We start from the raw sequence: 26,122 nt of genomic DNA, 5'->3' as shown, positions 1-26,122 counted from the left end.
CAGCCGCCGCGCGGCGGCTACAGTCGGGCATCCACTTCAAACCGCGGGGAAGCACGACACCATGAATGCAACACGAATCATTGGCCTGATCCTGATCGTCGCCGGCATCGCCGCCATCGGCCTCGGCGGCTTCAGCTTCACCAAGGAAACGCACCAGGCCAAGATCGGCCCGATCGAGCTGTCGGTAAAGGAGAAGGAGACCATCAGCTTCCCCACGTGGGCCGGGGTGGCGGCGATCGTGGTCGGCGGCGCGCTGGTTGCATTCGGCGGCAGGAAGGGCTGAGGCCTGGCACGACGGGATGCCGCAGGGCATGGCGCCGTGGGCAAACCCTGAGCAGGCTGAGCAAGGCCACCTCCCAGAATGACCCCTCCACCGGAGAGCCTCATGCCAACTCGCCTCTTGTCCCGCCGCGCCTTCCACCTCTCGGCCGCCGCCGCGGCCGCCTCGATCGCCGCCCCCGCGTTCGCGCAGGCGCCCTGGCCCAACAAGCCGATCCGCATCATCGTTCCCTACACCCCCGGCGGCTTCACCGACCAGATGGCGCGCCTGGTGCAGCAGGGCTTGTCGGCACGGCTTGGCCAGCCGGTGCTGATCGACAACAAGCCTGGGGCCAACAGCCTGATCGGCGTGGATGCGCTGGCCAAATCGGCACCGGACGGCAGCACCTTCGGCGTGGTGATCGCGGCCTACGCGGCCAACACCACGCTGTACCCCAAGCTTCCCTACGACCCGAAGAAGGACCTGAGCGGCGTTTCGCTGATGGGCATCTCGCCACTGCTCGCGGCGGTCAACAACGACGCGCCCTTCAAGACGGCAAGGGAGCTGATCGACTATGCCCGTGCGCACCCGGGCAAGATCAGCTTCGGCTCCTCGGGCAACGGGTCTGCGGCGCACCTGACCAGCGAGCTGTGGAAGTCGCTGACCAAGACCTACATGATCCACATCCCGTACCGCGGCGCGGTTCCGGCGCTGACCGACCTGATGGGCGGTCAGATCCAGCTCTTCTTCGACGCGCCGACGGGGCTCATCAACCAGGCCAAGGCGGGCAAGGTGCGGCTGATCGGCGTTGCCAGCGATCGCCGGCTGCCCGCCGTGCCCGAGGTGCCCACCTTCATCGAGCAGGGCTTCGCGGGCTTCACCGGCAGCACCTGGGCCGGCATGCTGGCGCCGGCGGCCACGCCGCGCGAGATGATCAAGCGCATGTCGGAAGAGGTGGCCCGGATCATCAAGAGCGACGAGACCCGCGCGAAGCTCGAGGCAATGGGCACCTTCCCGGCCGGCAGCACGCCCGAGGAGTTCGATGCCTTCATCGCGGCCGAGACCGAGAAGTGGGGCAAGGTCATCCGTACGGCGGGCGTGAAGGCTGAATGAACAGCAATTGACGGGCGCCTCCAAGAGGGTATTCGTGGCCGCAGCGCATTTGCAGCGCATCTCTTGACAAATCTCAAGGTCGGATCCGCCACGCAGTGCACAGTCGTCGTCTCGAGTGGCACCTTTCGACTTCGCGGTGCCGCGACGAATGCGAGCGGGTCCGGCCTCGAGGCGCCGCTTGTCCACCTTCACGAATACACGAACGAGTACCCAAAGATGGAAGCCAAGGTCCTCGGTCCAGAAGACCGGTCGAAGCCTCATGGGATGACCATGGGATTCCTGAGGCAGGCCACGCGTCATCTGTTCTTCACCGGCAAGGGTGGCGTCGGAAAAACGTCCCTGTCCACGGCGGCCGCACTGGCGCTGGCGGATTCGGGCCAATCGGTCCTGCTCGTCAGCACCGACGCGGCTTCGAATCTGGATGAGATGCTGGGTATCGAACTGCGCAACACGCCGACGCCCGTGCCGGGCGCCCACGGCCTGTTCGTCCTGAACATCGACCCCGACAACGCGGCCGAGTCCTACCGGCAGCGGGTGCTGGCGCAGATGGCCGCCGGCGCCGCCAGCGAAGCCGAACTCTCGACCGTGCGCGAACAGCTGTCGGGGGCCTGCACGACCGAGATCGCGTCGTTCGACGAGTTTGCATCCCTCCTGTCCGACGGCGCGGCAGACTTCGATCACATCGTCTTCGACACGGCACCGACAGGGCACACGCTGCGCTTGCTCAGCCTTCCCAAGGCATGGAGCGGGTTCCTGGACGGCAACGATCGTGGCGCCTCCTGCCTGGGCCCGCATTCGGGATTGAAGATGCAGGAGACGCGCTTCAAGGCTGCGCTGGAGGCCTTGAGCGATCCGACGCGCACCACGGTCGTCCTGGTGACCCGACCCGACAAGGGCGCGATCGCCGAAGCGGCACGCACATCGGAGGAGTTGCACGCGCTGGGCCTCGACAACCAGCGCCTTGCCATCAACGGCGTGTTCCGCGCCAGCGACGCCACGGATGCGGTGGCATGCGCCATCGAAGCGCTGGGACGGCAGGCCCTGGTGGAAATGCCCGCGTCCCTGCGCGCCTTGCCGCAAGACAGCGTGCCCTTGCGAGCGTTCGACATGGTCGGCCTGCCCGCGTTGCGTGCGCTGCTCGGCGATGCAGACGCCCCGAGCCCGCCCGTCGAGCCCGTGGCAAGCGAAACCACAGCCTCGCTGCAAGGCCTGGACGCGCTCGCGGACGAACTCGCCACGGCGGACCGCGGGCTGATCATGGTGATGGGCAAGGGCGGCGTCGGCAAGACAACGGTGGCCGCCGCGTTGGCGCTTGGCCTGCTCCAGCGCGGCAAGACGGTTCATCTCAGCACCACCGACCCGGCGGCTCACTTGTCGGCAACGCTCGAAGGCGAGGTGGAAGGCTTGCGTGTGGACCGCATCGACCCGAAGGCCGAGACCCAGCGCTACGTCGACAAGATCATGGCGGCCAGGTCACCCGGCCTCGACGCGCAGGAGCAAGCGCTGTTGCTCGAAGACCTGCAATCGCCGTGTACAGAGGAAGTGGCCGTGTTCCACGCCTTCTCGCGCATCGTCAGCGAAGCGCGCAGCGCCTTCGTGGTGCTGGACACGGCGCCCACCGGACATTCCCTGCTGCTGATGGACGCCACGGGCGCCTACCACCGGCAGATGGTGCGGGAGTTCGAAGGGCACGGAAACGCTCGCGTCGTCACGCCGCTGATGAGGCTGCAGGACGCTGCGTACACCAGGATCATCCTGGTGACGCTGCCGGAAGTGACCCCGGTCTCCCAAGCCGCTGCCTTGCAGGATGACCTGCGCCGCGCCGGCATCGAGCCCTATGCGTGGGTCCTCAACAAGAGCGTTCTGGCCGCCGGCACTCGCGACCCCCTGCTGGCCGCGCGATTGGCGGGTGAGCGCAAGCAGATGGAGCGCATGTCGACCGGGTTGGCCCGGCGCATCTTCACGCTTCCCTGGCTGACCCGCCCCCCGATCGGGTTCGCCGAGTTGTCCAAGCTGGTCAGCGAAGGATCGTCCACGCCGGCAGCTGCCACCTGATCCCACCCCTTCCATCCCGCCACGGAGGTTCCCCATGTATGGATTCACCACGACACTCACCGGTTCGTCGTTCGACGAAGCGCTTTCCAGGACCATCGCCGCGCTGAAGGCCGAAGGCTTCGGCGTGCTCAGCGACATCGACGTTCAGCGCGCCATGAAGGAGAAGCTTGGCGTGGAGATGCCCCCATACCGCATCCTGGGCGCGTGCAACCCACCGCTGGCGCACCAGGCGCTCCAGGCCTCAGCCGACATCGGGCTGCTGCTGCCGTGCAACGTGACCGTGCGCGAGGAATCAGCGGACCGGGTGGTGGTCGGCTTCCTCGACCCGCAGGTCATGGTGAATCTGGTCGGCAATCCCGAGGTCAAGCGCGTGGCGGACTCGGCCGAGGAGCGCCTGCGCCGCGCCTGCGCAAGCCTCGGCGGCAGTGCGGCGCAAGCGGTGTGACGCCGCCGCTTGCGTGAGTTCCTTGGCCGGCGCCGGGGAATGGGCCGTCACGCCCCATTGCCGACCCAGGTCACGACTGCCGCCGCGACGGCGGCATGCGCCGCGTTCCGATCCGCCATCGATGCCTTCGTCTCCGTCAGGTACACGGACAGGAGGACGGGCGGGCGTCCCGGCGGCCGCAGGATCGCGATGTCGTTGGCCGCGCCGTTCTCGCCCGTGCCGGTCTTGTCGCCCACCTTCCAGTCCGCGGGCAGGCCGGCGCGGATGCGTTCCCCGCCGGTCTTGTTGTCGTCCAGCCACTGCAGCAGCAGGGCGCGCGAGCCCGGCGAGAGTGCATCGCCCAAGAGAATCTTTTGCATGCTGTCCACCATGGCGGCAGGCGTGGTGGTGTCGCGCGGATCTCCCGCACGGGCCTCGTTGAGGCCGGGCTCGATGCGATCGAGCCGCGTGTGCGGGTCGCCGAGCGAGCGCATGAAGGCCGTCAGGCCCGCCGGCCCGCCGACGCTCGCCAGCATCAGATTGGCGGCCGTGTTGTCGCTCAACGTGACCGCGGCCTCGCACAGCTGGGCCATGCTCATCCCGTCCGTGCCGGCGTGCTTCTCGGTCACAGGCGAATAGGTCACGAGTTCGTCGCGCGCATAGGTGATGCGGCGTTCGAGCCGTTCCTTGCCCTGGTCCACCCGTGCCAGCACCAGTGCCGCGGCGAGGAACTTGAAGGTGCTGCACATGGCGAAGCGTTCGTCCTGGCGATGGCCGGCGCGGCGGGCGGTGGCGGTGTCCAGCACATGGACGCCGAGACGTCCGCCGGTCTTTTTCTCGATCTCGGCGAACTGCCGCGCGAGGTCCGGACGGCCCTTGGCGCGGATGTCGAAGGAAACGGCGGCCAGCGGGAGAAGAAGGGCGCCTGCGAATCGACGTCGTTGAATCATGGGGATGCGTGCTCCTGAAAAGCAGCGACTTTCCGTGATCGGAGGTGGCAGCACAAACGATAGTATTTGCTGTCTCGCACAAGAAAATCTAATGGCTCGCACCCATCTTCCCCTCAACGCGCTGCGCGCCTTCGAATCCTCGGCGCGCCATCTGAGCTTCACGCTGGCGGCGGCCGAGCTGAACGTGACGCAGGCCGCGGTCAGCCAGCAGGTACGGGGGCTGGAGGCGCGGCTGGGCGTGGCGCTGTTCCGCCGCCTGCCGCGCGGGCTGGCGCTCAGCGACGAGGGCCATGCGCTGCTGCCGGTTCTGGCCGAGTCCTTCGGCCGCATGGAGGCGGTGGTCCAGCAGTTCGACAACGGACACTTCTTCGAAGTGCTGACGGTGGGGGTGGTGGGCACCTTCGCTGTCGGCTGGCTGCTGCCGCGGCTAAGGCTGTTCCAGCAAAGCTGCCCCTTCGCCGACCTGCGGCTGATGACGCACAACAACGTGGTCGACCTGGCGGGCGAGGGGCTGGACTTTGCGATCCGCTTCGGCGACGGGAACTGGCCGGGCCTGAAGGCCGAGCACCTGATGGCGGCGCCGCTCTCGGTGCTGTGCGCGCCGGCGATCGCGGCGCGCATCGCCAGGCCCCGGGACCTGGCGCAGCAGACGCTGCTGCGCTCCTACCGCGCCGAGGACTGGCCTGCATGGTTCGCAGCGGCCGGCGCAGCCTGCCCGGCGATCCGCGGGCCGGTGTTCGATTCATCGCGGCTGATGGTGGAAGCCGCCATGCAGGGTGCCGGCGTGGCGCTTGCGCCGGCGTCCATGTTCGAACGCGAGCTGGACGAGAGCCGGCTCGTGCGGCCGCTTTCGACCGAGGTGATGACCGGCAGCTACTGGCTCGTGCGGCTCAAGTCGAGAAAGCCCAGCGCCGCGATGGAAGCATTCCGCCGCTGGCTGGTCGACTACTGTTCCACGAGTGGGCCGTGACAGTCGATTCGGGAGTGAAGGCCGCGTCGTCGGCGTGGCAGGCACTTCCGAATTGCCTGTTACGGCCCACTAGGCACAGTCATGCGGTTCGGGCAGCGGGCCTACATAGCGCCCGCGCGGGCGGATGACCTGCGCCACGCCAAGTTGCTCCAGGCTGTGTGCCAATAGCCCGACGCTACGCGCCGTTGCGAACAGGCCAAAGGCCGCATCGGCAGGAAGTCGGTGGTGAGCGACCAGGGCGGCCAGAGCGACGTCGATGTTGGGCTGCAACCCGGTCAGCTTCGGCACCTTTGCCATGAAGCGCGCGATCACCTTGGGCGGCTCGAACAAAGCCAACAATGCGGCCGCACGCGGATCGCCGTCGGGATAAAGGGGATGGCCAAATCCTGCCAGCGACAAGCCGTTCGACAAGTAGTGGGCCAGCACCTTGTCCTCACCCAGTCGTTCCACCTCACTGAACAGCGCCCGGACGCGCCCTGAGGCATCGCCATGCAAAGGGCCGGATAGAGTGGTCAGTCCGGCCAGGAGGCATGCCGGCAACGAGGCACCTGTCGAAGCGGCAATGCGCGCGACAAAGGCTGAACTGGTCAGCTCGTGATCGGCCAGCAACACCATGGCCGTTCGCAGCAAATCAGCCACCTTGGAAGATTGCTTCCAACCTTTGGCAAAGCGCAGATGCAGAGGTTCGCCTCCTGGCGAGGCGCCGAACGCATTGGCCAACTGACCCACCAGGCTCTGGCCCTCGGCGTGCAGCACTCGGGTCAGGCGTCCGCCGGTGGAATGCCCAGCGGCCGCCAGGGTGGCCAAGGCCGCGAAGGCCGCGTCTCGCCCGGGATTGCCTGAGCGCAATGGCGTCGAGGAAGAGAAATCGACGGCATGCTCGGCGCCCCACAACAGTTGAGCCACATCTTCCAGTGTGGCCGTCCGGGCCGCGCTCACGGCATCGCGACCTCGGTAGTACAGGCGCCCGCGGGAAAACGCACAAAGGGCCGTTGGGATGCTGGGCTCCGAACCGAACAAGGTATTGGCGGCCAGCGTCTCGTGCTTGCGACCAGCCTGTTTCCGTTTGGCCAAGCCGGCAACGTCCTCGGCGCGGTAGAGGCTGCGCCGCGTATCGGCCGGGTCGGGCATGACTTCCAGCTTGCCGCGGCTCACGTACGCGTAGACCGTTTGAGGCTGCACACCCAGAAGCTTGCACGCCTCGTTCATCGAAATCCAGGAAGCCATGGCGGTACCGAACAGAGCTAATTTATATTGATTATATAGATCAATATTGACCATTTAATCAATTCATTACTAGCATGCGCCCAGACCCGAGCGAACAGCGATATGAAACCCCAAGTCCTTCAACTCAACCCGATCCTCATCCCTGCGATCAACGACAAGCTTGCGTCGCTCTACGTCGTCCACAAGCACTTCGAGGCAGCCGACCCGGATGCCTGGCTGCGTGAACACGGCGCGTCGGTCGACGCGGTGATCACCGGCGGGCACACCGGTATCTCGCGAGCAATGCTGGAACAACTGCCTGGCCTGAAGGTCGTGGCCGTCAATGGCGTCGGCACCGACGCCGTGGATCTGGCGTACTGCCGCAATCGTGGCCTGCCCGTCACTGCAACACTGGGTGCGCTGACGGAAGACGTGGCCGATCTGGCCATCGGCTTGCTGATCGCGGCTTGCCGAAACCTGTGTGCCGGCGACCGTTTCGTGCGAGACGGCCAGTGGGAGCTTCGTCCCCAGCCCAGCGCCATTCCACTCGCTCGCCGGTTCAGCGGCATGCGCGTCGGCATCGTCGGAATGGGGCGGGTGGGCCGCGCCGTCGCCGTGCGGGCGGCCGCCTTCGGTTGCCCCATCCGCTATACCGACCTCCACGCCATGGATGACGTCGCGCACCGCTTCGTGTCCAGCCTGGTGGACCTGGCGCGCGAGTCCGACGCGCTCGTGCTGTGCGCCGCTGCAGACCAGGCCGAAGCCATCGTCGATGCAGCCGTGCTCGACGCGCTGGGACCACGCGGCTTCCTGGTCAACGTCGCCCGCGGCCGGCTCGTCAACGAAGCCGACCTGACACAAGCGCTGGCCGACGGCCGCATCGCGGGCGCGGGCCTGGACGTCTTCGTCGACGAGCCGCGGGTGCCGCTGGCGCTGCGCCAGTCCGACAGCGTGACCCTGCAGGCCCACCGCGCCAGTGCGACCTGGGAGACGCGTACCGCCATGGCCGAGATGGTGCTGGCCAGTGTTGCGCAGGCCCTGAGAGGCGAGCGCCCGGCGATGAGCCTGACCACCTGAACCCCTGCGTTCGACCCGGCAACCCGCACCCGACCCACACGGAGACACGACCTTGTTCATTCGAAGCCTTGCGATCCCCTTCGCCCTTGTCCTCTGCGCCGTCCAGGCCCCCACCTTCGCGCAGACCTTTCCCGCCCGCCCCGTGACGCTGGTGGTGCCGTTCCCGCCGGGTGGCGGAACCGACACCGGCGGCCGCGTCATCGCCGAACAGTTGAGCCGGCGCTGGGGCCAACCTGTCGTCGTGGAGAACAGGGGCGGTGCCGCCGGACAGATCGGTGCCGACTTCGTCGCCAAGTCCAAGCCGGACGGCTACACGCTGCTGCTGGGCAACATCGGAACGCAGGCGATCAATCCCTTGCTGTACCCGAGGCTGCCCTACGACGCCGACAAGGCCTTCGCCCCGGTTTCCCTGGTTGCCGAGCTGCCGTTGGCGATGATGGTCAATCCGTCGATCCCGGCGAAGACTGCGGGCGACTTCGTGGCGCTGGCCAAGTCCAGGCCGGGCCAGATGAGCTACAGCAGTTCGGGCGCCGGCGGCGCCCCGCACCTGGCGGCCGAGGTGTTCAAGGACCAGACCGGTACCTTCATCCTGCATGTGCCCTACCGCGGCGGTGGTCCGGCCATCGCCGATCTGCTCGCGGGCCATGTGCAGCTGTCGTTCATGACAGTCCTGGAGGCCTCCGGCCACATCAAGGCGGGCAAGCTGCGCGCGCTCGCCGTGACCGGCGACAAGCGCGTTGCGGCGTTTCCCGAAGTCCCCACGCTGGCGGAGGGCGTGCTCCCCGGCTTCAACGCGATCTCCTGGATCGGCCTGCTGGCGCCTTCGGGCACGCCGCAAGAGGTCGTGGACAAGATCGCCGCTGACCTGCGCGCGGTGATGACCGACGAAGCGGTCAAGGCGCGCTTCGTGGGCCTGGGCGGTGTGCCGCGCGCCACCTCGCCGCAGGAGTTCGCCAAGCTGATCGCCGACGACAGGGCCCGCTACGCGCAGGTCATCCGCAGCCGCAAGATCACGGTCGAGTGAGCCGGTCGCTCGCGTGTTCTGCATCGGCCGCAACGAACCCTGGAGCCAGGTCGACACACGGGCGCGGCTGAGCGATTGCAGTTCCCCTCCGGCATCGACAAGCCGGCTTTTCAAAACGATAGACCCACCCTGAAGAGGAGACCTCCATGCAGCTCATATCCCTGATCAAGATCCTTGCGGTCTCAGCGTCCCTGGCCGCCGTACCGACCGTGTCATCGGCCGAGGCGGCTTACCCGACCCGGGCCATAAAGATCATCGTGCCCGCCCCACCGGGCGGCGCGATCGACATGATTGCCCGGGTCGTCGGAGACAAGCTTGCGGTGTCGATGGGCCAACCGGTGATCGTCGACAACAGACCCGGCGCGTCCAACAACCTCGGCACGGACGTCCTCGCCAAGTCGGTGCCTGATGGCTACACGATCGGCATCGTGGGTGGCAGCCACAACATCAACAAGTTCCTGTTCAAGAGCCTCGGCTGGGATCCGGAGAAAAGCTTCGAGCCCATCGTCTACACGCACGAGGTTCCGCTGGTGTTCGCCATCTACCCGCAGCTTCCCGCCAAGACGCTGCCCGAGTTCGTGGCATGGATGAAGGCCCACCCGGATGAGGCCAAGGTCGCCACCTCCGGCCACGGCAGTGCGCAGGAAATGGCGGCCGAGATGTTCCGCATGGCGAGCGGCGCGCAGATGCTGCTGGTCCCCTACAAGGGCTCATCCGCCGCGCACCCGGACCTGCTGGCCGGACGTACCGCGCTCTACATCGACTCCATCAGCGCCATCCTGCCGCAGGTGAAGGCCGGCAATGCGCGGGCGGTTGCAGTGTCGACGCGCAAACGGACAAGGTCCTTGCCGGACGTGCCCACCGCGGACGAACAGGGTTTCAAGGACTACGATGCCAATACGAACGGCGGTTTCCTCGCGCCGGCAGGCACCCCCAAGGCGATCATCGCCAAGCTCAATGCCGAAATCAACGCGGCGCTGAAGCTGCCCGATGTACGGACCAAGCTGGAGGCCGCCGGCATAGAGATCCAGGGCGGCACGCCGCAGGAGTACGCCGCGCTGATCAAGTCCGACCTCGTCAAATGGGGCAAGGTGGTCAAGGAGGCGGGGATCCAACCGGAATGAGTCCAGAAGCGATAGGCTGGCGGGGAGTCACTGCAGAACGTGCACTCGAAGGACAAGTCTGATGGGCAAGGCTTCCGCCGCTGGCTGGTCGACTACATCGAGGCTTCGAGCATCGCGCGGTAGTCCTCGCGGGTCGCCAGCCGCGGGTTGGTCTTGTGGCAGTGGTCGGCCATGGCGCCGTCGATGATGGGCTCGAACATCGGCTCCGTCACGCCCACCTCGCCGAGTCCCTTTGGCAAGGCCAGGCGCGCATTCATGTCGCGGATCGCCACCGAAAGGTCTCCGGGCGAGTCGAGGTTCATGGCCTGCGCCATGCGTTGCAGCCGCTGCTCCTTCTGCACCGATTCCGCGCCCGCGTTGAAGCGGATCACCGCCGGCAGGAAGAGGGCGTTCAACGTGCCGTGGTGCAGGCGCGGGTCGATGCCGCCCAGGCTGTGGCTCAGCGAGTGAACGCAGCCCAGTCCTTTCTGGAACGCCATCGCGCCTTGCATCGAGGCACTCATGAGGTTGAGGCGCGCCTCGCGGTCGCTGCCATCCTTGGTCGCGCGCTCGATGTAGTTCCAGGCGCGCCGCAGCCCGTCGAGCGCGATGCCGTCGGCCGGCGGATTGAAGGCGGCCGACATGAAGGTCTCCATGCAGTGCGCGATGGCGTCCATGCCGGTCGCCGCCGTGAGCCGCGGCGGCAGGCCCAGGGTGAGCTCGGGATCGCAGATGGCGGCCTTGGGCATCAGGAACCAGCTGTGGAAGCCGAGCTTGCGGTGGTCGTCCACGATCACGATGGCGCCGCGCGCCACCTCGCTGCCGGTGCCGCTGGTGGTGGGCACCGCGATCAATGGCGCCACGCGCTCGGTGATCTTCGGTGAGCCGCCCTCGATGGTGGCGTAGGTCTTGAGCGGCCCCTCGTGCGTAGCCGCGATCGCCACGCCCTTGGCGCAGTCGATGGCCGAACCGCCGCCGACGGCGACCAGGCCGTCGCAGCGCTGGTCGCGGTAGATCGCCGCGGCGGCGCGCACTGCGGCCTCGGTGGGGTTGGAGGGGGTCTGGTCGAACACCGCGGCCGGCAGGCCGCCGAGCGCGTCGAGCGCCTTCTGCAGGATGCCGGCGGCGCGCACGCCGGCGTCTGTGACGATCAGGGGCCGGGCGATGCCGATGCGATCGCATTCGCTGCGCAGCAGCTGGACGGCGCCGAAGTCGAACTGGATCTGGGTCAGGTATTGGATGAGGGCCATGGGGCGTTTGGAGGTGGAGGCTACGATTCGGGCCTTCCAATTTAACAAGTGCCGCCCGTCTTGCCCATGACCCAAACCCTCGCGCCGCCGCTCACCGCCAAGATGGCCGGGGTCGTCCAGCGCATGGCGCGCGCCCGCCAGGCGCCGTACCACACGCTGACACCCGCGCAGGCCAGGGCCGCGTACGAGAAGGGCGCCGGCGTGCTGGAGGTTCCCAAGCCGCAGCTGGGACGCGTGGAGGACTTCGCGATCCCCGCGCGCGATGGCCATCCTCTGCCGGCCCGGCTCTATGCCCCCTCGCGTGCCGTGCTGCCGGTGCTGCTGTTCTTCCACGGCGGCGGCTTCACCGTCGGCAGCATCGCCACCCACGATACGCTGTGCCGCGTGCTGAGCGAGAAAAGCGGCTGCGCCGTCGTGTCGGTGGACTACCGCCTCGCGCCCGAGTACAAGTTTCCGACCGCCTCGAACGATGCTTGGGATGTCGTGCAGTTCGTTGTGCAGAGGGCGGCCGAACTGGGCCTGGACGGCAGCCGCCTGGCACTGGGCGGAGACAGCGCCGGCGGCACGCTGGCAGCGGTATGTGCGATCCTGGCGCGCGACGCGGGCCTGCCGGTGGCCTTGCAGGTGCTCTTCTACCCCGGCACCGCTCCACACCAGGACACGGCCTCGCACCGTCGCCTGGCAAAGGGTCCGCTGCTGGACGAGCAACTCATCACCTGGTTCTTCGCCCAGTACCTCCACAGCTCCGCCGAGCGGGAGGACTGGCGCTTCGCACCGCTCAACGCGGAAGACGTGGAAGGCGTTGCGCCCGCCTGGATCGGGCTGGCCGAGTGCGACCCGGTGGTCGACGAGGGCATCGCCTACGCCGACAAGCTGCGCGCCGCGCGGGTGCCGGTGGACCTGGAGATCTACCGCGGCGTGATCCACGAATTCGTCAAAATGGGCCGTGCCATCCCCGAAGCGCTGCAGGCCCAGGCCCATGCGGCGCGCGCCCTGAAGGAAGCCTTGCAACCATGACCGAGAACACCCGCCGAACCGACTACCGCTTCTTCCACCGCCTGCGCGTGCGCTGGGCCGAGGTGGACATGCAGAAGATCGTCTTCAACGCCCACTACCTGATGTACTTCGACACCGCGATCGCCGACTACTGGCGCGCCCTGGCGTTGCCCTACGAGGAGGCGATGCACGCCCTGGGCGGGGATCTGTACGTGCGCAAGGCCACGGTCGACTTCCAGGCTTCGGCGCGGGTGGACGACGTGCTCGACGTCGCCATGAAATGCGTGCGCGTGGGCAACTCCTCCATCGTCTTCCATGGCGGGCTGTTCCGCGGCGACGACTTCCTGGTGGGGTGCGAGCTGGTCTACGTGTTCGCCGATCCGGCTACGCAGACCTCGAAGCCGGTTCCGGCGTTGCTGCGCGAGATCTTCACGGCTTACGAGGCCGGTGAAGCGCTCGCCGAAGTCCGCACCGGCAGCTGGGCCGAACTCGGCGAGGGGGCGGGCGCGGTGCGCCGCAGCGTGTTCATCGAGGAGCAGCGCATTCCCAAGGAGCTCGAGTGGGACGAGCATGACGAGAGCGCCGTGCATGCGGTGGCGCGCAACCGGTTGGGCCAGGTGATCGCGACCGGGCGGCTGGTGCCGGGCGCGCCCGGCCAGGGCCGCATCGGCAGGATGGCGGTGCACCGCGTGCTGCGCGGCGGCGGCCATGGTGCCGCGGTTCTGCGCGCACTCGAAGAGGCCGCCAAGGCGCGCGGCGATAGCGAGGTGACGCTGCATGCGCAGCGCAGCGCGGAGGCCTTCTACACGCGCCTGGGCTACGTGCCGAGCGGCGAGCCTTTCGAGGAGGCGGGCATCGCGCACGTCGAGATGCGCCGCGCGCTCTGAGCGCCTGGCGCTCGGGCCGCCACGCCCCATGAACCTCCGCCTCAAGATCGTTGCGCTGGCCGTTGCGCCGTTGCTGGTCGCACTGGTGCTGGTGGCACTGGCGGTGCGGCACCAGGAACGCGACTTGGCGGCGCGCGAGCGCGCGCTGATCGAAGAGACCTACATGAACCAGCGCCGCAACGAGCTGCGCAGCTACGTGGCGCTCGCGGTCAGCGTGGTGCAGCCGCTGTACGACACAGGCCGCGACGACGAGGCCACGCGCACCGAGGCGCTGCACAGGCTGGCCGCGCTCGACTACGGCAACGACGGCTACTTCTTCGTCTATGACCTGCAGGGGCGCTCGCTGATGCACTCGCGCCAGCCCGAGTTGGTGAGCCAGAACCTGTGGGAGCTGCGCGACTCGCGCGGGCGCTTCACCATCCAGGAGCTGATCGCACGGGCCCGGGATGGCGGCGGCTTCGTCGAGTACGAGTGGCGCAAGCCCTCGAGCTCGCAGACCGCGCCCAAGCTGGGCTACGTGACCGCGCTGCCGCGCTGGAACTGGATGCTCGGCACCGGCCTGTACCTGGACGACATCCAGGCGGCCATGCAGACCTTGGACCGGCAGATGAATCTCAACGTCGCCACCACCATGCTGTGGATCGCGGCCATCGCGGCGCTGTGCCTGGCGGCGGTAAGCGCCGGCGGGCTGCTGCTCAATCTCAGCGAGCACCGGGTGGCCGAGGCCAAGCTGCGCCTGCTGGCGCGCCAGGTGGTGCAGTCGCAGGAGGAGGAGCGCGGCCGGCTCGCGCGAGAACTGCACGATGGCACCAGCCAGACGCTGGTGTCGACCAAGCTGCTGGTGGAGTCCGCGGTGGATACGCTGCAGCGGGCGAATCAGCCCGCGCCGGCGGTGCTGGGCAAGGCGCTGGCGCGGCTCAACGAGTCGCTGGCGGAAGTGCGGCGCATCTCTCACCGGCTGCGGCCGGCCCTGCTGGACCAGCTGGGCCTGCCGGCCGCCCTGGAGCGGCTCGGCGCGGAGTTCAGCGAGGAGGGCGACGTGGCCGCCGCTGTCGCGGTGCAGGGGCCGTCGCGCGAGCTGCCGGAGGAGGTCAAGACGGCGCTGTTCCGGGTGACGCAGGAGGCGCTGACCAACGTGCGCAAGCACGCACGGGCGCGGCAGGTGCGCATCGCGCTGTTCTTCGAGCGGCGCGGCGTGCGGCTGGAGGTGAGCGACGACGGAGTCGGCTTCGACCTGGCGTCCACGCAGCTCGATCCGCACCGGGGTATCGGACTGCGCAACATGCGCGAGCGCATCGCGGCCATCGGCGGGCGGCTCGACCTGCACTCGGGCAGCAAGGGGACCGCCATCGTCGCCTTCGTCCCATCGAAGAGCCTGGAGGCGGCATGACGACGACGCAGCCGATCCGCGTGTTCCTGGTCGACGACCATCCGCTGGTGCGTGACGGCCTGCATGCGCGCCTCGATCCGCTGCCCGGCATCGAGATCGTGGGCGAGGCTGGTAGCGCGGCGGAGGCGCTGGCGGCGATCGAGCGCCTGCAGCCGCAGCTGGTGCTGGCCGACGTCGGCATGAAGGACATGAACGGCATCGAGCTGGCCGCGCGGCTGCAGGCGCTTGCGCCCGCGGTGCGCGTGGTGATGCTCAGCATGTACGACAACCCAGAGTACGTGCAGCAGGCGCTCGCGGCCGGCGCGCGCGGCTACGTGCTCAAGGATGCGCCGGCGGCCGAGATCGTGGCCGCCATCGAGGCGGCAGCCGCGGGCGGGACCTTTCTAAGTCCGGCGGTGTCGCAGCGGCTGTTCCGCAACCAGGCGCCGCGGCCGCTACTCACGCCGCGCGAAAGCGAGATCCTGTCGGCGCTGGGGCGTGGGGAGTCGAGCAAGCAGATCGCACGCGACCTCGGGTTGAGCGTGCGCACGGTCGAGGCGCACCGACAGAGTATCAAGCGGCGGCTGGGGATCGAGGGGCAGGCGGAGCTGATCAAGTACGCGGTCGAGCATGCGCGTGAGTTCCGGCAAAATTCAAGCGGGTAGGGTGCCCGCTGCGAGCTGCATTGGCTGCATTCCTCCGATTAGCTCTCGTCTCACTCTGGTTTTCGTCGCGCCATGATCCAGACCCTCATGTAGTCGCGAGGTTGCCTGTTGCGAACTGCAGTCCCCGCGTCCAGGTGATCGCTCATTTCTCGATGAAGCTCTTTGCCGCGCGGCACTTTGATGTCCTCGAATCCGGGTAGCCCGCCGGCTGTTCCATCGAATGGATCTTTGGTGCGCACCATTGGTGCGAGCGTTTCGACGATCTTCGCCGCGCTGGGGGCAGTGAACCCGGCTCCCTGCAAAAGCTTCTCCAGTTCGCCACGGTCCACACAGTCGTCAGAAGATGCCAACCCCTTCAGTTGTCTCACTACCTCTTGAGAAGCCGGAAGTACATTTTGGGAATATTCTTCGGCGGTGTGAGCACCAAAGCAAGCTCTGAGTGCATTGTCGAATTGCTCCAAGACCGATGCGAGGAAAAATGCGCCGCGATGGTGAACGAATGGGGTTGAGTGAACCATCGTCTCGTCGCATCCGGCGATGAAACTCCAAGGCCCGATCCTGGTCGCGTATGCGATGCCGTCTGAAGGCTCGTTGAGAATGTCTTCCACCTCGTCGACGAAGACAGACGGCAATTGCCGCCTCATGTGCTCCAGATAGCCCGGTGGATTCTCCTGCCTTAGCTGGTACTCAATGCCCATGTCGGCATCGTCATTGCAATAGAAGAGCATCAACCACATGTTCTCTCCACTGGTGTCCTTGTGGGCGTGGACCTCCAAAGGACGGCGACCGAAGTATGGATTGATGTTGACGAGGATGTCCCACTCACCATCTATCAATTCTTCGGCATTGGCTGTGAGGTAATCTACATAGCCGCATTTGGACATGGCTTGCCAGACGGCGGCCTGCACATCTTTGGAATGAATGCTGAATAGCTGCTTCGCTTTAGGCAAACCAAGCCCGTCATCCGAGTCATGATCGAGATTTTGGTCAATGTAGGGTGGGATTCTGAGCTTCGACAGCTCGAGTTCGCCGTTTTGCGAGCGGACTATCTTGAAACCACCTGGGTTGTACTTAACACCCCATCTTGGATCGAAGGGCTGGGCTTTTCGCACGTTATCCATGAAACGCTTGAGCCCGGCCTGCGCAGTTGGGTCGAGTTCTCCGACGTAGGGACGATAGATCGAACTCAGGGTAGTTCTCGTTGGGGCGGCCTGGACATTGAGCCGGCGTTCTATCCCGAGAGTCGTCGGGGGGCTAGCAGACTCTCCGGCGTCGTCGGGTGACAAATCCCAGCCTACTTGACAATCTTTCCACGAAAGCAGTTCCAGATCGGCGCGGACACTCTGCTCACTGCCGGCGAAGTCATTCGCTGTGACCTGCTTGAGCGTCGCCTTGAATTCGGTCATCCATCCGGGGATGTTGCTGAGCCCTTTGGGAAGGATCAACTCCGTGGTGGGCGGTTCCGATGTTGTGCACTTCATGGCGTATGGGCGCACCACCGCGGCTGGCAGGTCCATGCATGCCTGCCGGTCGCAACTGCTCAGATCCAACTCGTTCGTCGGTGACGCGACGGCGCCTTCGAGCCTGCGCACGACTTCCCATCGTGCAGCGTTCGCCTCCGGCGTCACTTGCGCGCTGCTTGCCCATTCGCGAAGCGGAGCTGGATCGGGCAAATGTGCAGTGTTCGAGGATCCTGGGCCTTTGGGAAAGGTCGAAGTTGAGCCGGGAGGCGAATGCTTGATCGTGGAGGACGGGTACATGATTGAAAAGTTGGAGACACCCCGTGCGCTGCGCCCGAAAAGGCGCCACGACCGCTGTTGCAGCAGGCCGCATCCACCACGGAGACGGAGCAGCCCCGGCGGGAGAGTTAACCATTGAGTTGCTCCCGATTGCAGTCGGTTCCATATTCATCGACCCAGAGCCAACTGTCTTGCGGGACGCCCCCGCCCGCCCGTGGATTAATGCCGGGAGCATCAGAACCAACGCTTCAGGGTTATCCCTTAGGCATCACCACGTAGCCTGCCCGCGCGGTGCGACGGATGCCAGCTGGCCGGTGAATCGGGACACTCGCCCGGTTCAACCTCTGGAGACATCCGCATGCACAGCATCCGCCGCCACCTGGTGTGGCTTGCCGTGGCCGTGGCCGGCGCCTTTTCCCTTGGCACCGTTGCCCTGTCGCGCGGCGAGGCCATCAGTGCGTTATGGGTCGTGGTCGCAGCCATCTGCTGCTACCTGATCGCCTACCGCTACTACAGCCTCTTCATCGCCGACCGGGTGCTCGGGCTCGACGGCAAGCGCATGACGCCCGCTCACCGGCACAACGACGGGCTGGACTACGTGCCCACCGACAAGAACGTGCTCTTCGGCCACCATTTCGCGGCCATCGCCGGGGCCGGGCCGCTGGTCGGGCCGGTGCTGGCGGCGCAGATGGGCTACCTGCCAGGGCTGCTGTGGATCGTGGCCGGCGTGGTCTTCGCCGGAGCGGTGCAGGATTTCATCGTGCTCTTCATCTCGACCCGGCGCGACGGGCGCTCGCTGGGCGACCTGGTCAAGCAGGAGATGGGCACCGTGCCGGGGCTGATCGCGCTGTTCGGCACCTTCATGATCATGATCATCATCCTCGCGGTGCTGGCGCTGATCGTGGTCAAGGCGCTGGCCGAATCGCCGTGGGGCACCTTCACCGTCGCGGCGACCATTCCGGTGGCGGTCTTCATGGGCGTGTACCTGCGCTACATCCGGCCGGGGCGCATCGGCGAGGTTTCGGTGATCGGCTTCGTGCTGCTGATGCTGGCCATCTTCGGCGGCCAGGCGGTGGCGCAGAGCCCGACCTGGGGGCCGATGTTCACCTTCGACGGCAAGGCGCTGACGTGGATGCTGATCGGCTACGGCTTCATTGCCGCGAGCCTGCCGGTGTGGCTGCTGCTGGCACCGCGCGACTATCTCTCGACCTTCCTGAAGATCGGCACCATCGTCGCGCTGGCGATCGGCATCGTGTTGGTCGCGCCGACGCTGCAGATGCCGGCGGTGACGCAGTTCGCGCAGGGCAACGGGCCGGTGTGGTCGGGCAGTCTCTTTCCCTTCCTGTTCATCACCATCGCCTGTGGCGCGGTGTCGGGCTTCCACGCGCTGATCTCCTCCGGCACCACGCCCAAGATGCTGGACAACGAGCGCCACGCGCGCTTCATCGGCTACGGCGGCATGCTGGCCGAATCGTTCGTGGCGGTGATGGCACTGGTGGCGGCGGCCTGCATCGAGCCGGGCGTGTACTTTGCGATGAACAGCCCGGCCGCGCTGGTCGGCAGCACGCCGGAAGCGGTGGCGCAGGCCATCTCGAACTGGGGCTTCGTGGTCACGCCCGAGATGCTCGTGCAGACGGCCAAGGACGTGGGCGAGAGCACCATCCTCGGCCGTGCCGGCGGCGCGCCGACGCTCGCCGTGGGCATGGCGCACATCCTGCACCAGGCCATCGGCGGGAAGGCCATGATGGCCTTCTGGTATCACTTCGCGATCTTGTTCGAGGCGCTGTTCATCCTGACCGCGGTCGACGCCGGCACGCGCGCCGGGCGCTTCATGCTGCAGGACCTGCTGGGCAGCTTCGTGCCGGCGCTGAAGCGCACCGATTCGGCCGTGGCCAACCTGATCGCGACCTTCCTCTGCGTCGCGGCCTGGGGCTATTTCCTGTACCAGGGCGTGGTCGATCCGCTGGGCGGCATCAACACGCTGTGGCCGCTGTTCGGCATCTCCAACCAGATGTTGGCCGCGGTGGCGCTGATGCTGGGCGTGGTGGTGCTGTTCCGCATGAAACGCGAGCGCTACGCCTGGGTCGCGATTGCGCCGGCCGCCTGGCTGCTGGCGTGCACGCTGACGGCGGGCTGGCAGAAGATCTTCTCGGCAGACCCGAAGGTGGGCTTCCTGTCGCACGCGGCCAAATACGCGGACGCGATCGAGAAGGGCGTGCTGCTCGCGCCGGCCAAGACGCCCGAGGCGATGGCACGCATCGTCTTCAACGACCGGCTCGATGCCGCGCTCTGCGGGCTCTTCATCTTCGTGGTGCTGAGCGTGCTGTACTACAGCGTGCGCACCGCGCTCGCAGCGCGCGCCTCGAACAGGCCGACCGCGCACGAGACGCCGTTCGAGCCGATGCCGGCGCAGGCGGCCTGATGCGCTCGCTGGCCGCCTTGCCCGAGGCCGGGCGCTACCTGACTCGCTCGCTGGCGCAATCGCTGCGGCTGATGGTGGGCCTGCCGGACTACGACGCCTACCTCAGCCACATGGCGCGCACGCATCCCGGCGCGGCGCCGATGAGCTACGAGGCGTTTTTCCGGGAGCGCCTGGAGGCGCGCTATGGCGGGGGCAAGGGGCGCTGCTGTTGAGCGCTCAGATGTCTTCGAGCAGCGGGTAGGGCAGGGGCTCGACGCTGAGGGCGGGCCCCTCGGCGGCGCCGGCCCGCAGGCCGCCGGCACTGAGCGCCGCGATCTGCATGGACACGAGCGCGGCCCATCCGCCGCCGGGCGCCGGAGCCGCCTGCGCGACCGTGCCGACCGGCTGCTCGGGATCGTTGGCGGCAAAGACCTCCTGGCCCGCGGCCACCGGGCCCGGCGCCTGTACCAGGTAGGTCCGGCGCTTGAGGGTGCCGCGGAACTGGCTCCGCGCCACCACCTCCTGGCCCGGGTAGCAGCCCTTCTTGAAGTTCACGCCGCCCACCGATTCGTAGTTGAGCATCTGCGGCACGAAGGCTTCGACGATCGGCTCGCTCACGGTCACGATGCCGCTGCGCACCTCGCTCCACTGCCACAGCGCGGGGTCGAGCGCCGGGCCTTCCGGCTCGGCACTGCCCACTGGCGCAATGCGCATGGCGCGCGGCACGCCGTCCGAGGGATAGAGCGAGACCACGTTGACATCGCCGGCCTGGCAGCAGCGCCCGGGCGGCGCGTCCGCGCTGACGCCGTTGGCCGCGAGGGCCGTGCCCGCCAGGCCGTGGAGCATGAACTCTTCGGTGGCATCGCTGAGCTTGAGCTTGGCCCGCAGCACGTACATCGACAGGCGCTTGAGCGTGGCGGCAAGAATGTCGCGGCCGATGACCAGCAGCACACGGTCGGGCTGCGGTCGGATGCCGATGAAGCTCGCGATCATGCGGCCCTTGGCCGTGCAGAGCGCGGCCAGGCGCGCTTCGGCCGGGCCGAGAAGGGCGAAGTCCTGCGTCAGCTGGCCATTGAGGAAGTCGGCGGCTTCGGGGCCCTCGGCGCGGATCACGCCAAGGTGAGAAAGGGCTGTTACGCCATTCAGAACGACTGGGGTCATCGCTGAATTATCATGGGCTGCTCCGTTCCGTTCGGCCCGCAGGGCTACCGCGCCTTCCCCTTCCGTCCGCCGCTTCATTCGCATCCGTGCGCCGCTTCCTTCTCACGCTCTTTCTCCTTGCCGCCTTCGTCGTTCTCGGCGCCGGCGCGGCAGGGCTCTGGTGGGTGCAGCATCCGCTGAAGCTGCCGGCGCCCACGGTGGACCTCTCGGTCGAGCCGGGCACCACGCCGCGGGGCGTCGCACAGGCGGTGGCCGACGCAGGCGTGCGCGTGCCATGGCAGCTGCTCTACGGCTGGTTCCGCTTCTCCGGCCAGGACCGGCAGATCCGCGCCGGCAGCTACGAACTGGAACAGGGTGTCACGCCGCGCCTGCTGCTCAACATGCTCGTGCGCGGCGAGGAGGCTACGCGCAGCGTTGTGCTGGTCGAGGGCTGGACCTTCCGCCAGGTGCGCGCCGCACTCGCCAAGGCCGAGCAGCTGAAGCCCGAGACCGTGGGCCAGAGCGACGAGGAATTGATGGCCCGGCTCGGCAAGCCCGGCCTGCACCCCGAGGGCCGCTTCTTTCCCGACACCTACACCTATTCGAAGAGCTCCACCGACCTCGCGCTGCTGCAGCGGGCGATGCGGGCCATGGACAAGAAGCTGGAGGCCGCCTGGGCCGCGCGCGCGTCCGATCTGCCGCTCAAGACGTCCGACGAGGCGCTGATCCTCGCCAGCATCGTCGAGAAGGAGACAGGCGTGGCCAAGGACCGGGCCGAGATCGCGGCCGTGTTCGTCAACCGCCTGCGCGTCGGCATGCCGCTGCAGACCGACCCGACCGTGATCTACGGCCTGGGCATGCGCTTCGACGGCAACCTGCGCAAGAAGGACCTGCAGGCCGACACGCCCTGGAACACCTACCTGCGGCCCGGCCTGCCGCCCACGCCGATCGCCATGCCGGGAAAGGCTGCACTGCTGGCGGCAGTGCAGCCGGCGCAGAGCAAGTCGCTGTACTTCGTCTCCCGCGGCGACGGTTCCAGCCATTTCAGCAGCTCGCTCGACGAGCACAACCGGGCGGTCAACCGCTACCAGCGCGGCATCGAGCCGTCGCCAAGGAGCGGGCGATGACGCAGCCGGGTTTGTTCCTCACACTCGAAGGCATCGATGGCGCAGGCAAGTCCAGCCACATCGATGCCCTCGAGGCACTGTTCAAGGCCCAGGGCCGGCAGGTCACGCGCACGCGCGAGCCGGGCGGCACGCCACTGGCCGAGACGCTGCGCACGATGGTCCTCACGCAGGCCATGGACCCGCTCACCGAGTCGCTGCTGGTGTTCGCGGCACGGCGCGACCACATCGTGCAGGTGATCGAGCCCGCGCTGGCGCGGGGCGACGTGGTGCTGTGCGACCGTTTCACCGACGCCACTTTCGCCTACCAGGGCGCGGGGCGCGGTTTCGACACGGCGCTGCTCTCGACGCTGGAGCAGTGGGTGCAGGCGCGCGATGGCGGCCTGCTGCAACCCATGCTCACGCTGTGGTTCGACCTGCCGCCCGAGACGGCAGCCGAGCGCCTGGCCGGCGCGCGGCTGCCTGACAAGTTCGAATCGCAGCCGGTCGAGTTCTTCCGCCGCGTCGCCGCCGGCTATGCCGAGCGCGCCGCGGCCGCGCCGCGCTTCGTGCGCATCGACGCGAACCGTCCGCGCGAGCAGGTCTGGCAGCAGATCGAGGCGGCCCTGGTCCAGCTCGGCTTGGCCGGCAGCAAGCCATGAGCCGCACGGCCGCCCCGGAGGCTCATGGCACGGCAGCCCGCAACCGGGGCGGGGAGGGTGTGCAATGACCCAGCCCACCCTCTCGCCCTGGCTGGCCAAGCCGCTGACCGAACTGCTGCGGCAGCGCGGTCACGCCTGGCTGCTGCACGGGCCCTCGGGCCTGGGCCAGTACGAACTGGGCCTGGCGCTGGCCGCCGCATGGCTTTGCGAGCAGCCGGGCGAAACCCCAGGGCAGGGCGCTTGCGGGCATTGCCCGAGCTGCCATGCGATCGCCGTGCGCACCCATGCCGATCTCTGCGTGCTGATGCCCGAAGTGGCGATGCAGGAGCTGGGCTGGCCGCTCGACGAGAAGAGCCAGTCCGACATCGACGACAAGAAGCGCAAGCCCAGCCGCGAGATCCGCGTCGAGGCGATGCGCGACGCAGTCGGCTTCGCCCAGCGCACCAGCGCGCGCGGCCGCGGCAAGGTCGTACTGGTCTATCCGGCCGAGCGCATGAACACCATTACCGCCAATGCCCTGCTCAAGACGCTGGAGGAGCCGGTCGGCGACGTGCGCTTCGTGCTGGCCAGCGAGGCCGCCTGGCAACTGCTGCCCACCATCCGCAGCCGCTGCCTCGGCTTCACCTTGCCCTGGCCCGGCGATGACGAGGCGCGCAAATGGCTGGTGGGGCAGGGCGTCCCGGCTGCGGACGCGGCCGCCCTGCTGCGCGCCGCGGGCGGCCGGCCGAGCGATGCGCTGCGGCTTGCTGCCTCGGGCCAGTCGCCCAAGGCCTGGGGCCTGCTGCCCAAGGCCATGCTGCGCGGCGACGTCGGGGCCCTGGCCGACCACGCGCCGGTCCAGGCCATTGGGGCGTTGCAGAAGCTGTGCCACGACCTCATGACCGTGGACAGCGGCGCCGCGCCGCGCTTCTTCGAAGCCGCCGACCTGCCGGCCGTGCCGCCGAGAGCAGCGCTGGCCCGATGGGCCCGGTCTCTCGCCAATGCGGCAAAAACCGCAGAACATCCCTTCAATGCCGGCCTGATGCTCGAAGCGCTTGTGAGCGAAGCACGAAGCACCCTAAACTCCGCCAGCCGCCGCCCATGAATACAACAGCCTCTCCCACCCCCGCCGCACCCGCCCGCCCCAGCGTCATTCAGCTCGCGATCAAGGAAAAGGGCGCTCTCTATGCGGCCTACATCCCGCTGTTCGCCGAAGGCGGCATCTTCATCCCGACCTCGCGCGAGTACCGCCTGGGCGACGACGTCTACGTGCTGCTCACGCTGCCCGAGGACCCGCAGCGCTACCCGGTGGCCGGCAAGGTGGCCTGGATCACGCCGGCGCGTGCGGCCGGAAACCGCGCGCCGGGTGTCGGCATCCGTTTCCCCTCGGACGAGAAGTCGCGCCAGCTCAAGGCGCGCATCGAAGAGGCACTCGGCGGCACCGTGGCCTCCGACCGCCCGACCCAGACCATTTGAGGTCCGTCTGCATGAAGCAGACCGCAGGCGCTGCGGTCGCGCCGCCGTTTTCCGAAGTCTTGCGATGTTCACCGACTCCCATTGCCACCTGACCTTCCCCGACTTCGCCGGCCAGATGCCGCAGATCCGCGAGGCCATGGCCGCCGCGCAGGTCGATCGGGCACTGTGCATCTGCACGACCCTGGAAGAATTCCCCGAAGTGCAGGCCTTGGCGGCTGGTTTCGACAATTTCTGGGCCAGCGTAGGCGTCCATCCGGACAACGAGGACATTGCCGAGCCCTCGGTAGACGACTTGGTGACGCGTTCCGCGATGCCCAAGGTGGTGGCCATCGGAGAGACCGGCCTCGACTACTACCAGATGGAGGACCGCAAGGGCGGCCGCAGCATCGCCGACCTGGAATGGCAGCGCGACCGCTTCCGCGTGCATATCCGCGCCGCCCGGGCGGTGCGCAAGCCGCTGATCATCCACACCCGGGAGGCTTCCGCCGACACGCTGGCGATCCTGCAGGAGGAGGGCGAGGACGGATCGCCCGGGGCCGCGGGCGGCGTGTTCCATTGCTTCACCGAGACGGCCGAGGTCGCGCGCGCCGCACTGGACCTGGGCTTTTACATCTCCTTCTCGGGCATCCTGACCTTCAAGAAGGCGCAGGACTTGCGCGACGTGGCCGCCTTCGTGCCGCTGGACCGCATGCTGATCGAGACCGACAGCCCCTATCTGGCGCCCGTGCCGTACCGCGGGAAGACCAACAACCCGTCCTACGTGCCTTTCGTCGCGCGGCAGATCGCAGAACTGCGCAAGCTGCCGGTCGAGACCATTGGCGAAGTCACCAGCCATAACTTCGAGACCCTGTTTGCGGGCGTCAAGACATGAAGAAGTACTTTAAAAAAGCGATTTATCTTGCTGTTTTCACAGCATCTTTCTCTCTGAGCGCGGGCTCGTTCGACGACTTTTTCCGTGCCGCCCGCAGCGACGATGCCGCCGGCATCGCAGCGCTGCTGAACCGCGGCTTCGATCCCAACACGCGCGATGAGCAAGGCCAGACGGGCCTGCTGATCGCCATGCGCGAGCCGTCGCCCAAGGTCATCCAGGTGCTGCTGGACTCGCCGAAGACCAATGTGGAGCTGCGCAACGCCAAGGACGAAAGCCCGCTGATGTTGGCCGCGCTCAAGGGCCAGCAGGACCTAGTGACCCGGCTGATCGCACGCGACGCCGACGTCAACAAGCCTGGCTGGACGCCGCTGCATTACGCGGCCACCGGCGGGCACGTGGCGATCATGAAGCAGCTGCTGGAGAACTACGCCTTCATCGACGCGCAGTCGCCCAACGGCAGCACGCCGCTGATGATGGCTGCGATGTACGGCTCCAGCGCCGCGGTTCAGCTGCTGCTCGACGAGGGCGCCGATACGGCGATGAAGAACCAGCTGGGGATGACGGCCCTGGACTTCGCCCAGCGCGGCAATCGGCCGGATGCCGTGCGGCTGCTGAGCGCCGCAGTTCGGGCGAGCAAGCGGCCGAGTGACGGGAAATGGTGAGCGAGGCCCACTGGGCATGGGCTGGCTCATCGCTTGAAAAATACAATGTGCATTATGTTAAATCATGTGCACCGGCTCCGAAACGATGAGCGCACTGCTCCGCGTCACGTGGACGCTACTTCTCTCCCGGGTGGCCGCTACGTGTCGCCAGAGGTGCCTACGCCCTACTCAGCCTTGATGTCAGTCCGGGCACAAGCGCGTTGTCCGCTACGCGGAGCGCTGTCGATGGCGAGCTTCCACCCAGTCCAGCAGCGTCGTGATGATCAGGCCGGCGAACGAGGCGAGGTCCACGACTAGCATCGTGACGACGATCAGCAACTGCGGATCGGGCAAATCGAACTCGAGAAGATCCAGGAGTGAGCGCTCCCGCGGCGGGGACAGGGGCGGAGGCGGAAAGACGATCTCGATCGCGACCAGGCAGGACAGTGACAGGGTCGCGAGCACGGACATCCAGGCAAACCACCGTTGATGTCTCCTGCGCGCCTCTGCTGGTGACCGCATGTCTTTGGCCCCCGATGAATATTCCCCCCAGAATAAGCCTAGAGCATTCATCGCCGCTAGGCGCTTTGTCATGACTTGCATCGCAATGCACCAAGGCGCAGAGGCGTCAGGCCAGCCGCCGAGCGCCTGCCCGGCTGAGTCACCATGAGCCAGCGCTACGTCCCTCTCGACAGACTGCCCGCCTTGGGCCCGAATGCAGGAGGACTGGGCGCGGCTCAGGTCGAGGTGCAACGCATTCAC

At 67.4% G+C, this 26,122-nt stretch carries 26 protein-coding genes; 20 read left to right on the top strand and 6 right to left on the bottom strand.

The window, feature by feature from the left end:
• Positions 1-61: 61 nt before the first annotated feature.
• The 4 genes from APY03_RS29735 to APY03_RS29720 all read left to right on the top strand — a co-directional run bounded on the left by APY03_RS29735 (position 62) and on the right by APY03_RS29720 (position 3,872).
• Positions 62-283, top strand: a complete 222-nt coding sequence (locus APY03_RS29735) for a hypothetical protein (protein WP_068682695.1) — start codon at positions 62-64, stop codon at positions 281-283.
• A gap of 102 nt (positions 284-385) precedes the next feature.
• Positions 386-1,372 (top strand): tripartite tricarboxylate transporter substrate binding protein, encoded by a 987-nt coding sequence (locus tag APY03_RS29730; protein ID WP_068682693.1) that lies wholly within the window; start codon positions 386-388, stop codon positions 1,370-1,372.
• A 270-nt stretch (positions 1,373-1,642) separates the two neighbouring features.
• Positions 1,643-3,427, top strand: a complete 1,785-nt coding sequence (gene arsA / locus APY03_RS29725) for an arsenical pump-driving ATPase (RefSeq protein ID WP_197913194.1) — start codon at positions 1,643-1,645, stop codon at positions 3,425-3,427.
• A 34-nt stretch (positions 3,428-3,461) separates the two neighbouring features.
• Positions 3,462-3,872, top strand: coding sequence for a DUF302 domain-containing protein (locus APY03_RS29720; RefSeq protein WP_068682691.1), 411 nt, complete (start codon positions 3,462-3,464; stop codon positions 3,870-3,872).
• Between the two features lie 47 nt (positions 3,873-3,919).
• Here APY03_RS29720 and bla read toward each other — a convergent pair whose 3' ends face one another.
• Complete coding sequence (bla, locus tag APY03_RS29715; protein WP_068682689.1) at positions 3,920-4,801, bottom strand: class A beta-lactamase; 882 nt, start codon at positions 4,799-4,801, stop codon at positions 3,920-3,922.
• A 91-nt stretch (positions 4,802-4,892) separates the two neighbouring features.
• Here bla and APY03_RS29710 point away from each other — a divergent pair, with 91 nt between their 5' ends.
• Complete coding sequence (locus tag APY03_RS29710) at positions 4,893-5,771, top strand: LysR family transcriptional regulator (protein ID WP_068682687.1); 879 nt, start codon at positions 4,893-4,895, stop codon at positions 5,769-5,771.
• Between the two features lie 69 nt (positions 5,772-5,840).
• Here APY03_RS29710 and APY03_RS29705 read toward each other — a convergent pair whose 3' ends face one another.
• On the bottom strand, positions 5,841-6,998 hold the full coding sequence (locus tag APY03_RS29705; protein ID WP_068682685.1) for a citrate/2-methylcitrate synthase: 1,158 nt from the start codon (positions 6,996-6,998) through the stop codon (positions 5,841-5,843).
• 102 nt (positions 6,999-7,100) lie between these two features.
• Here APY03_RS29705 and APY03_RS29700 point away from each other — a divergent pair, with 102 nt between their 5' ends.
• From APY03_RS29700 to APY03_RS29690, 3 genes are all read left to right on the top strand, one after another.
• Positions 7,101-8,054, top strand: a complete 954-nt coding sequence (locus APY03_RS29700; RefSeq protein WP_068682683.1) for a 2-hydroxyacid dehydrogenase — start codon at positions 7,101-7,103, stop codon at positions 8,052-8,054.
• Between the two features lie 52 nt (positions 8,055-8,106).
• On the top strand, positions 8,107-9,078 hold the full coding sequence (locus APY03_RS29695) for a Bug family tripartite tricarboxylate transporter substrate binding protein (RefSeq protein ID WP_068682682.1): 972 nt from the start codon (positions 8,107-8,109) through the stop codon (positions 9,076-9,078).
• A gap of 146 nt (positions 9,079-9,224) precedes the next feature.
• Positions 9,225-10,202 (top strand): Bug family tripartite tricarboxylate transporter substrate binding protein, encoded by a 978-nt coding sequence (locus APY03_RS29690; RefSeq protein ID WP_068682680.1) that lies wholly within the window; start codon positions 9,225-9,227, stop codon positions 10,200-10,202.
• Between the two features lie 92 nt (positions 10,203-10,294).
• On the opposite strand, the gene APY03_RS29685 is transcribed toward APY03_RS29690, so the two are convergent.
• On the bottom strand, positions 10,295-11,431 hold the full coding sequence (locus tag APY03_RS29685; protein WP_068682678.1) for an iron-containing alcohol dehydrogenase: 1,137 nt from the start codon (positions 11,429-11,431) through the stop codon (positions 10,295-10,297).
• Between the two features lie 66 nt (positions 11,432-11,497).
• Here APY03_RS29685 and APY03_RS29680 point away from each other — a divergent pair, with 66 nt between their 5' ends.
• From APY03_RS29680 to APY03_RS29665, 4 genes are read left to right on the top strand one after another with little or no spacing between them, the layout of a single operon-like run.
• Positions 11,498-12,448, top strand: coding sequence for an alpha/beta hydrolase (locus APY03_RS29680; RefSeq protein ID WP_068682731.1), 951 nt, complete (start codon positions 11,498-11,500; stop codon positions 12,446-12,448).
• A complete protein-coding gene (locus APY03_RS29675; protein ID WP_068682676.1) occupies positions 12,445-13,314 on the top strand; it encodes a YbgC/FadM family acyl-CoA thioesterase in 870 nt (289 codons plus the stop codon). Before APY03_RS29680 ends, APY03_RS29675 begins: the two co-directional genes overlap by 4 nt.
• A 28-nt stretch (positions 13,315-13,342) precedes the next feature.
• Positions 13,343-14,704, top strand: a complete 1,362-nt coding sequence (locus APY03_RS29670) for a cache domain-containing protein (RefSeq protein ID WP_068682674.1) — start codon at positions 13,343-13,345, stop codon at positions 14,702-14,704.
• Positions 14,701-15,348: a response regulator gene (locus tag APY03_RS29665; RefSeq protein ID WP_068682672.1), complete on the top strand. Its 648-nt coding sequence runs from the start codon at positions 14,701-14,703 to the stop codon at positions 15,346-15,348. The genes APY03_RS29670 and APY03_RS29665 overlap by 4 nt, the downstream gene beginning before the upstream one ends.
• A 50-nt stretch (positions 15,349-15,398) precedes the next feature.
• Here APY03_RS29665 and APY03_RS29660 read toward each other — a convergent pair whose 3' ends face one another.
• Entirely contained in the window at positions 15,399-16,976 is a 1,578-nt protein-coding gene (locus APY03_RS29660; protein WP_068682670.1) for a hypothetical protein, read from the bottom strand.
• A gap of 469 nt (positions 16,977-17,445) precedes the next feature.
• On the opposite strand from APY03_RS29660, the gene APY03_RS29655 reads away from it, so the two are divergent.
• Together APY03_RS29655 and APY03_RS29650 are read left to right on the top strand one after the other, a co-directional pair.
• Entirely contained in the window at positions 17,446-19,509 is a 2,064-nt protein-coding gene (locus APY03_RS29655; RefSeq protein WP_068682667.1) for a carbon starvation CstA family protein, read from the top strand.
• On the top strand, positions 19,509-19,721 hold the full coding sequence (locus APY03_RS29650; RefSeq protein WP_068682665.1) for a YbdD/YjiX family protein: 213 nt from the start codon (positions 19,509-19,511) through the stop codon (positions 19,719-19,721). The genes APY03_RS29655 and APY03_RS29650 overlap by 1 nt, the downstream gene beginning before the upstream one ends.
• Before the next feature lie 4 nt (positions 19,722-19,725).
• Here the strand turns inward: APY03_RS29650 and ygfZ are convergent, their stop codons facing one another.
• Positions 19,726-20,649, bottom strand: coding sequence for a CAF17-like 4Fe-4S cluster assembly/insertion protein YgfZ (gene ygfZ / locus APY03_RS29645; protein ID WP_068682663.1), 924 nt, complete (start codon positions 20,647-20,649; stop codon positions 19,726-19,728).
• A gap of 86 nt (positions 20,650-20,735) precedes the next feature.
• On the opposite strand from ygfZ, the gene mltG reads away from it, so the two are divergent.
• The 6 genes from mltG (at position 20,736) to APY03_RS29615 (ending at position 25,381) form a co-directional block, all read left to right on the top strand.
• Positions 20,736-21,755 carry an endolytic transglycosylase MltG gene (gene mltG / locus APY03_RS29640; RefSeq protein WP_068682661.1) on the top strand — a complete coding sequence of 340 codons (1,020 nt, stop codon included), beginning with the start codon at positions 20,736-20,738 and terminating at the stop codon, positions 21,753-21,755.
• Positions 21,752-22,393 carry a dTMP kinase gene (gene tmk, locus APY03_RS29635; protein WP_068682659.1) on the top strand — a complete coding sequence of 214 codons (642 nt, stop codon included), beginning with the start codon at positions 21,752-21,754 and terminating at the stop codon, positions 22,391-22,393. Before mltG ends, tmk begins: the two co-directional genes overlap by 4 nt.
• A 64-nt stretch (positions 22,394-22,457) precedes the next feature.
• Positions 22,458-23,477, top strand: a complete 1,020-nt coding sequence (locus tag APY03_RS29630) for a hypothetical protein (protein ID WP_068682657.1) — start codon at positions 22,458-22,460, stop codon at positions 23,475-23,477.
• Positions 23,474-23,848, top strand: a complete 375-nt coding sequence (locus tag APY03_RS29625; RefSeq protein WP_068682655.1) for a PilZ domain-containing protein — start codon at positions 23,474-23,476, stop codon at positions 23,846-23,848. The genes APY03_RS29630 and APY03_RS29625 overlap by 4 nt, the downstream gene beginning before the upstream one ends.
• 64 nt (positions 23,849-23,912) lie before the next feature.
• Positions 23,913-24,719, top strand: coding sequence for a TatD family hydrolase (locus APY03_RS29620; protein WP_068682653.1), 807 nt, complete (start codon positions 23,913-23,915; stop codon positions 24,717-24,719).
• Positions 24,716-25,381 (top strand): ankyrin repeat domain-containing protein, encoded by a 666-nt coding sequence (locus tag APY03_RS29615; RefSeq protein ID WP_068682651.1) that lies wholly within the window; start codon positions 24,716-24,718, stop codon positions 25,379-25,381. The genes APY03_RS29620 and APY03_RS29615 overlap by 4 nt, the downstream gene beginning before the upstream one ends.
• Before the next feature lie 207 nt (positions 25,382-25,588).
• On the opposite strand, the gene APY03_RS29610 is transcribed toward APY03_RS29615, so the two are convergent.
• Complete coding sequence (locus APY03_RS29610) at positions 25,589-25,825, bottom strand: hypothetical protein (protein WP_198161323.1); 237 nt, start codon at positions 25,823-25,825, stop codon at positions 25,589-25,591.
• Positions 25,826-26,122: the final 297 nt, after the last annotated feature.

Source organism: Variovorax sp. WDL1 (genome assembly GCF_001541225.1).
In the GTDB taxonomy this organism is placed as follows: Bacteria; Pseudomonadota; Gammaproteobacteria; order Burkholderiales; family Burkholderiaceae_C; genus Variovorax.
The sequence above is the reverse complement of the archived record's forward strand: the minus strand, read 5'-3'. Positions and strand labels throughout refer to the sequence as shown.

Coding starts and splice junctions, on each gene's coding strand:
- APY03_RS29735 (WP_068682695.1), top strand. CDS start 62: ATGAATGCAACACGAATCATTGGCCTGATCCTGATCGTCGCCGGCATC.
- APY03_RS29730 (WP_068682693.1), top strand. CDS start 386: ATGCCAACTCGCCTCTTGTCCCGCCGCGCCTTCCACCTCTCGGCCGCC.
- arsA (WP_197913194.1), top strand. CDS start 1,643: ATGGGATTCCTGAGGCAGGCCACGCGTCATCTGTTCTTCACCGGCAAG.
- APY03_RS29720 (WP_068682691.1), top strand. CDS start 3,462: ATGTATGGATTCACCACGACACTCACCGGTTCGTCGTTCGACGAAGCG.
- bla (WP_068682689.1), bottom strand. CDS start 4,801: ATGATTCAACGACGTCGATTCGCAGGCGCCCTTCTTCTCCCGCTGGCC.
- APY03_RS29710 (WP_068682687.1), top strand. CDS start 4,893: ATGGCTCGCACCCATCTTCCCCTCAACGCGCTGCGCGCCTTCGAATCC.
- APY03_RS29705 (WP_068682685.1), bottom strand. CDS start 6,998: ATGGCTTCCTGGATTTCGATGAACGAGGCGTGCAAGCTTCTGGGTGTG.
- APY03_RS29700 (WP_068682683.1), top strand. CDS start 7,101: ATGAAACCCCAAGTCCTTCAACTCAACCCGATCCTCATCCCTGCGATC.
- APY03_RS29690 (WP_068682680.1), top strand. CDS start 9,225: ATGCAGCTCATATCCCTGATCAAGATCCTTGCGGTCTCAGCGTCCCTG.
- APY03_RS29685 (WP_068682678.1), bottom strand. CDS start 11,431: ATGGCCCTCATCCAATACCTGACCCAGATCCAGTTCGACTTCGGCGCC.
- APY03_RS29680 (WP_068682731.1), top strand. CDS start 11,498: ATGACCCAAACCCTCGCGCCGCCGCTCACCGCCAAGATGGCCGGGGTC.
- APY03_RS29675 (WP_068682676.1), top strand. CDS start 12,445: ATGACCGAGAACACCCGCCGAACCGACTACCGCTTCTTCCACCGCCTG.
- APY03_RS29670 (WP_068682674.1), top strand. CDS start 13,343: ATGAACCTCCGCCTCAAGATCGTTGCGCTGGCCGTTGCGCCGTTGCTG.
- APY03_RS29665 (WP_068682672.1), top strand. CDS start 14,701: ATGACGACGACGCAGCCGATCCGCGTGTTCCTGGTCGACGACCATCCG.
- APY03_RS29655 (WP_068682667.1), top strand. CDS start 17,446: ATGCACAGCATCCGCCGCCACCTGGTGTGGCTTGCCGTGGCCGTGGCC.
- APY03_RS29650 (WP_068682665.1), top strand. CDS start 19,509: ATGCGCTCGCTGGCCGCCTTGCCCGAGGCCGGGCGCTACCTGACTCGC.
- ygfZ (WP_068682663.1), bottom strand. CDS start 20,649: ATGACCCCAGTCGTTCTGAATGGCGTAACAGCCCTTTCTCACCTTGGC.
- tmk (WP_068682659.1), top strand. CDS start 21,752: ATGACGCAGCCGGGTTTGTTCCTCACACTCGAAGGCATCGATGGCGCA.
- APY03_RS29630 (WP_068682657.1), top strand. CDS start 22,458: ATGACCCAGCCCACCCTCTCGCCCTGGCTGGCCAAGCCGCTGACCGAA.
- APY03_RS29625 (WP_068682655.1), top strand. CDS start 23,474: ATGAATACAACAGCCTCTCCCACCCCCGCCGCACCCGCCCGCCCCAGC.
- APY03_RS29620 (WP_068682653.1), top strand. CDS start 23,913: ATGTTCACCGACTCCCATTGCCACCTGACCTTCCCCGACTTCGCCGGC.
- APY03_RS29615 (WP_068682651.1), top strand. CDS start 24,716: ATGAAGAAGTACTTTAAAAAAGCGATTTATCTTGCTGTTTTCACAGCA.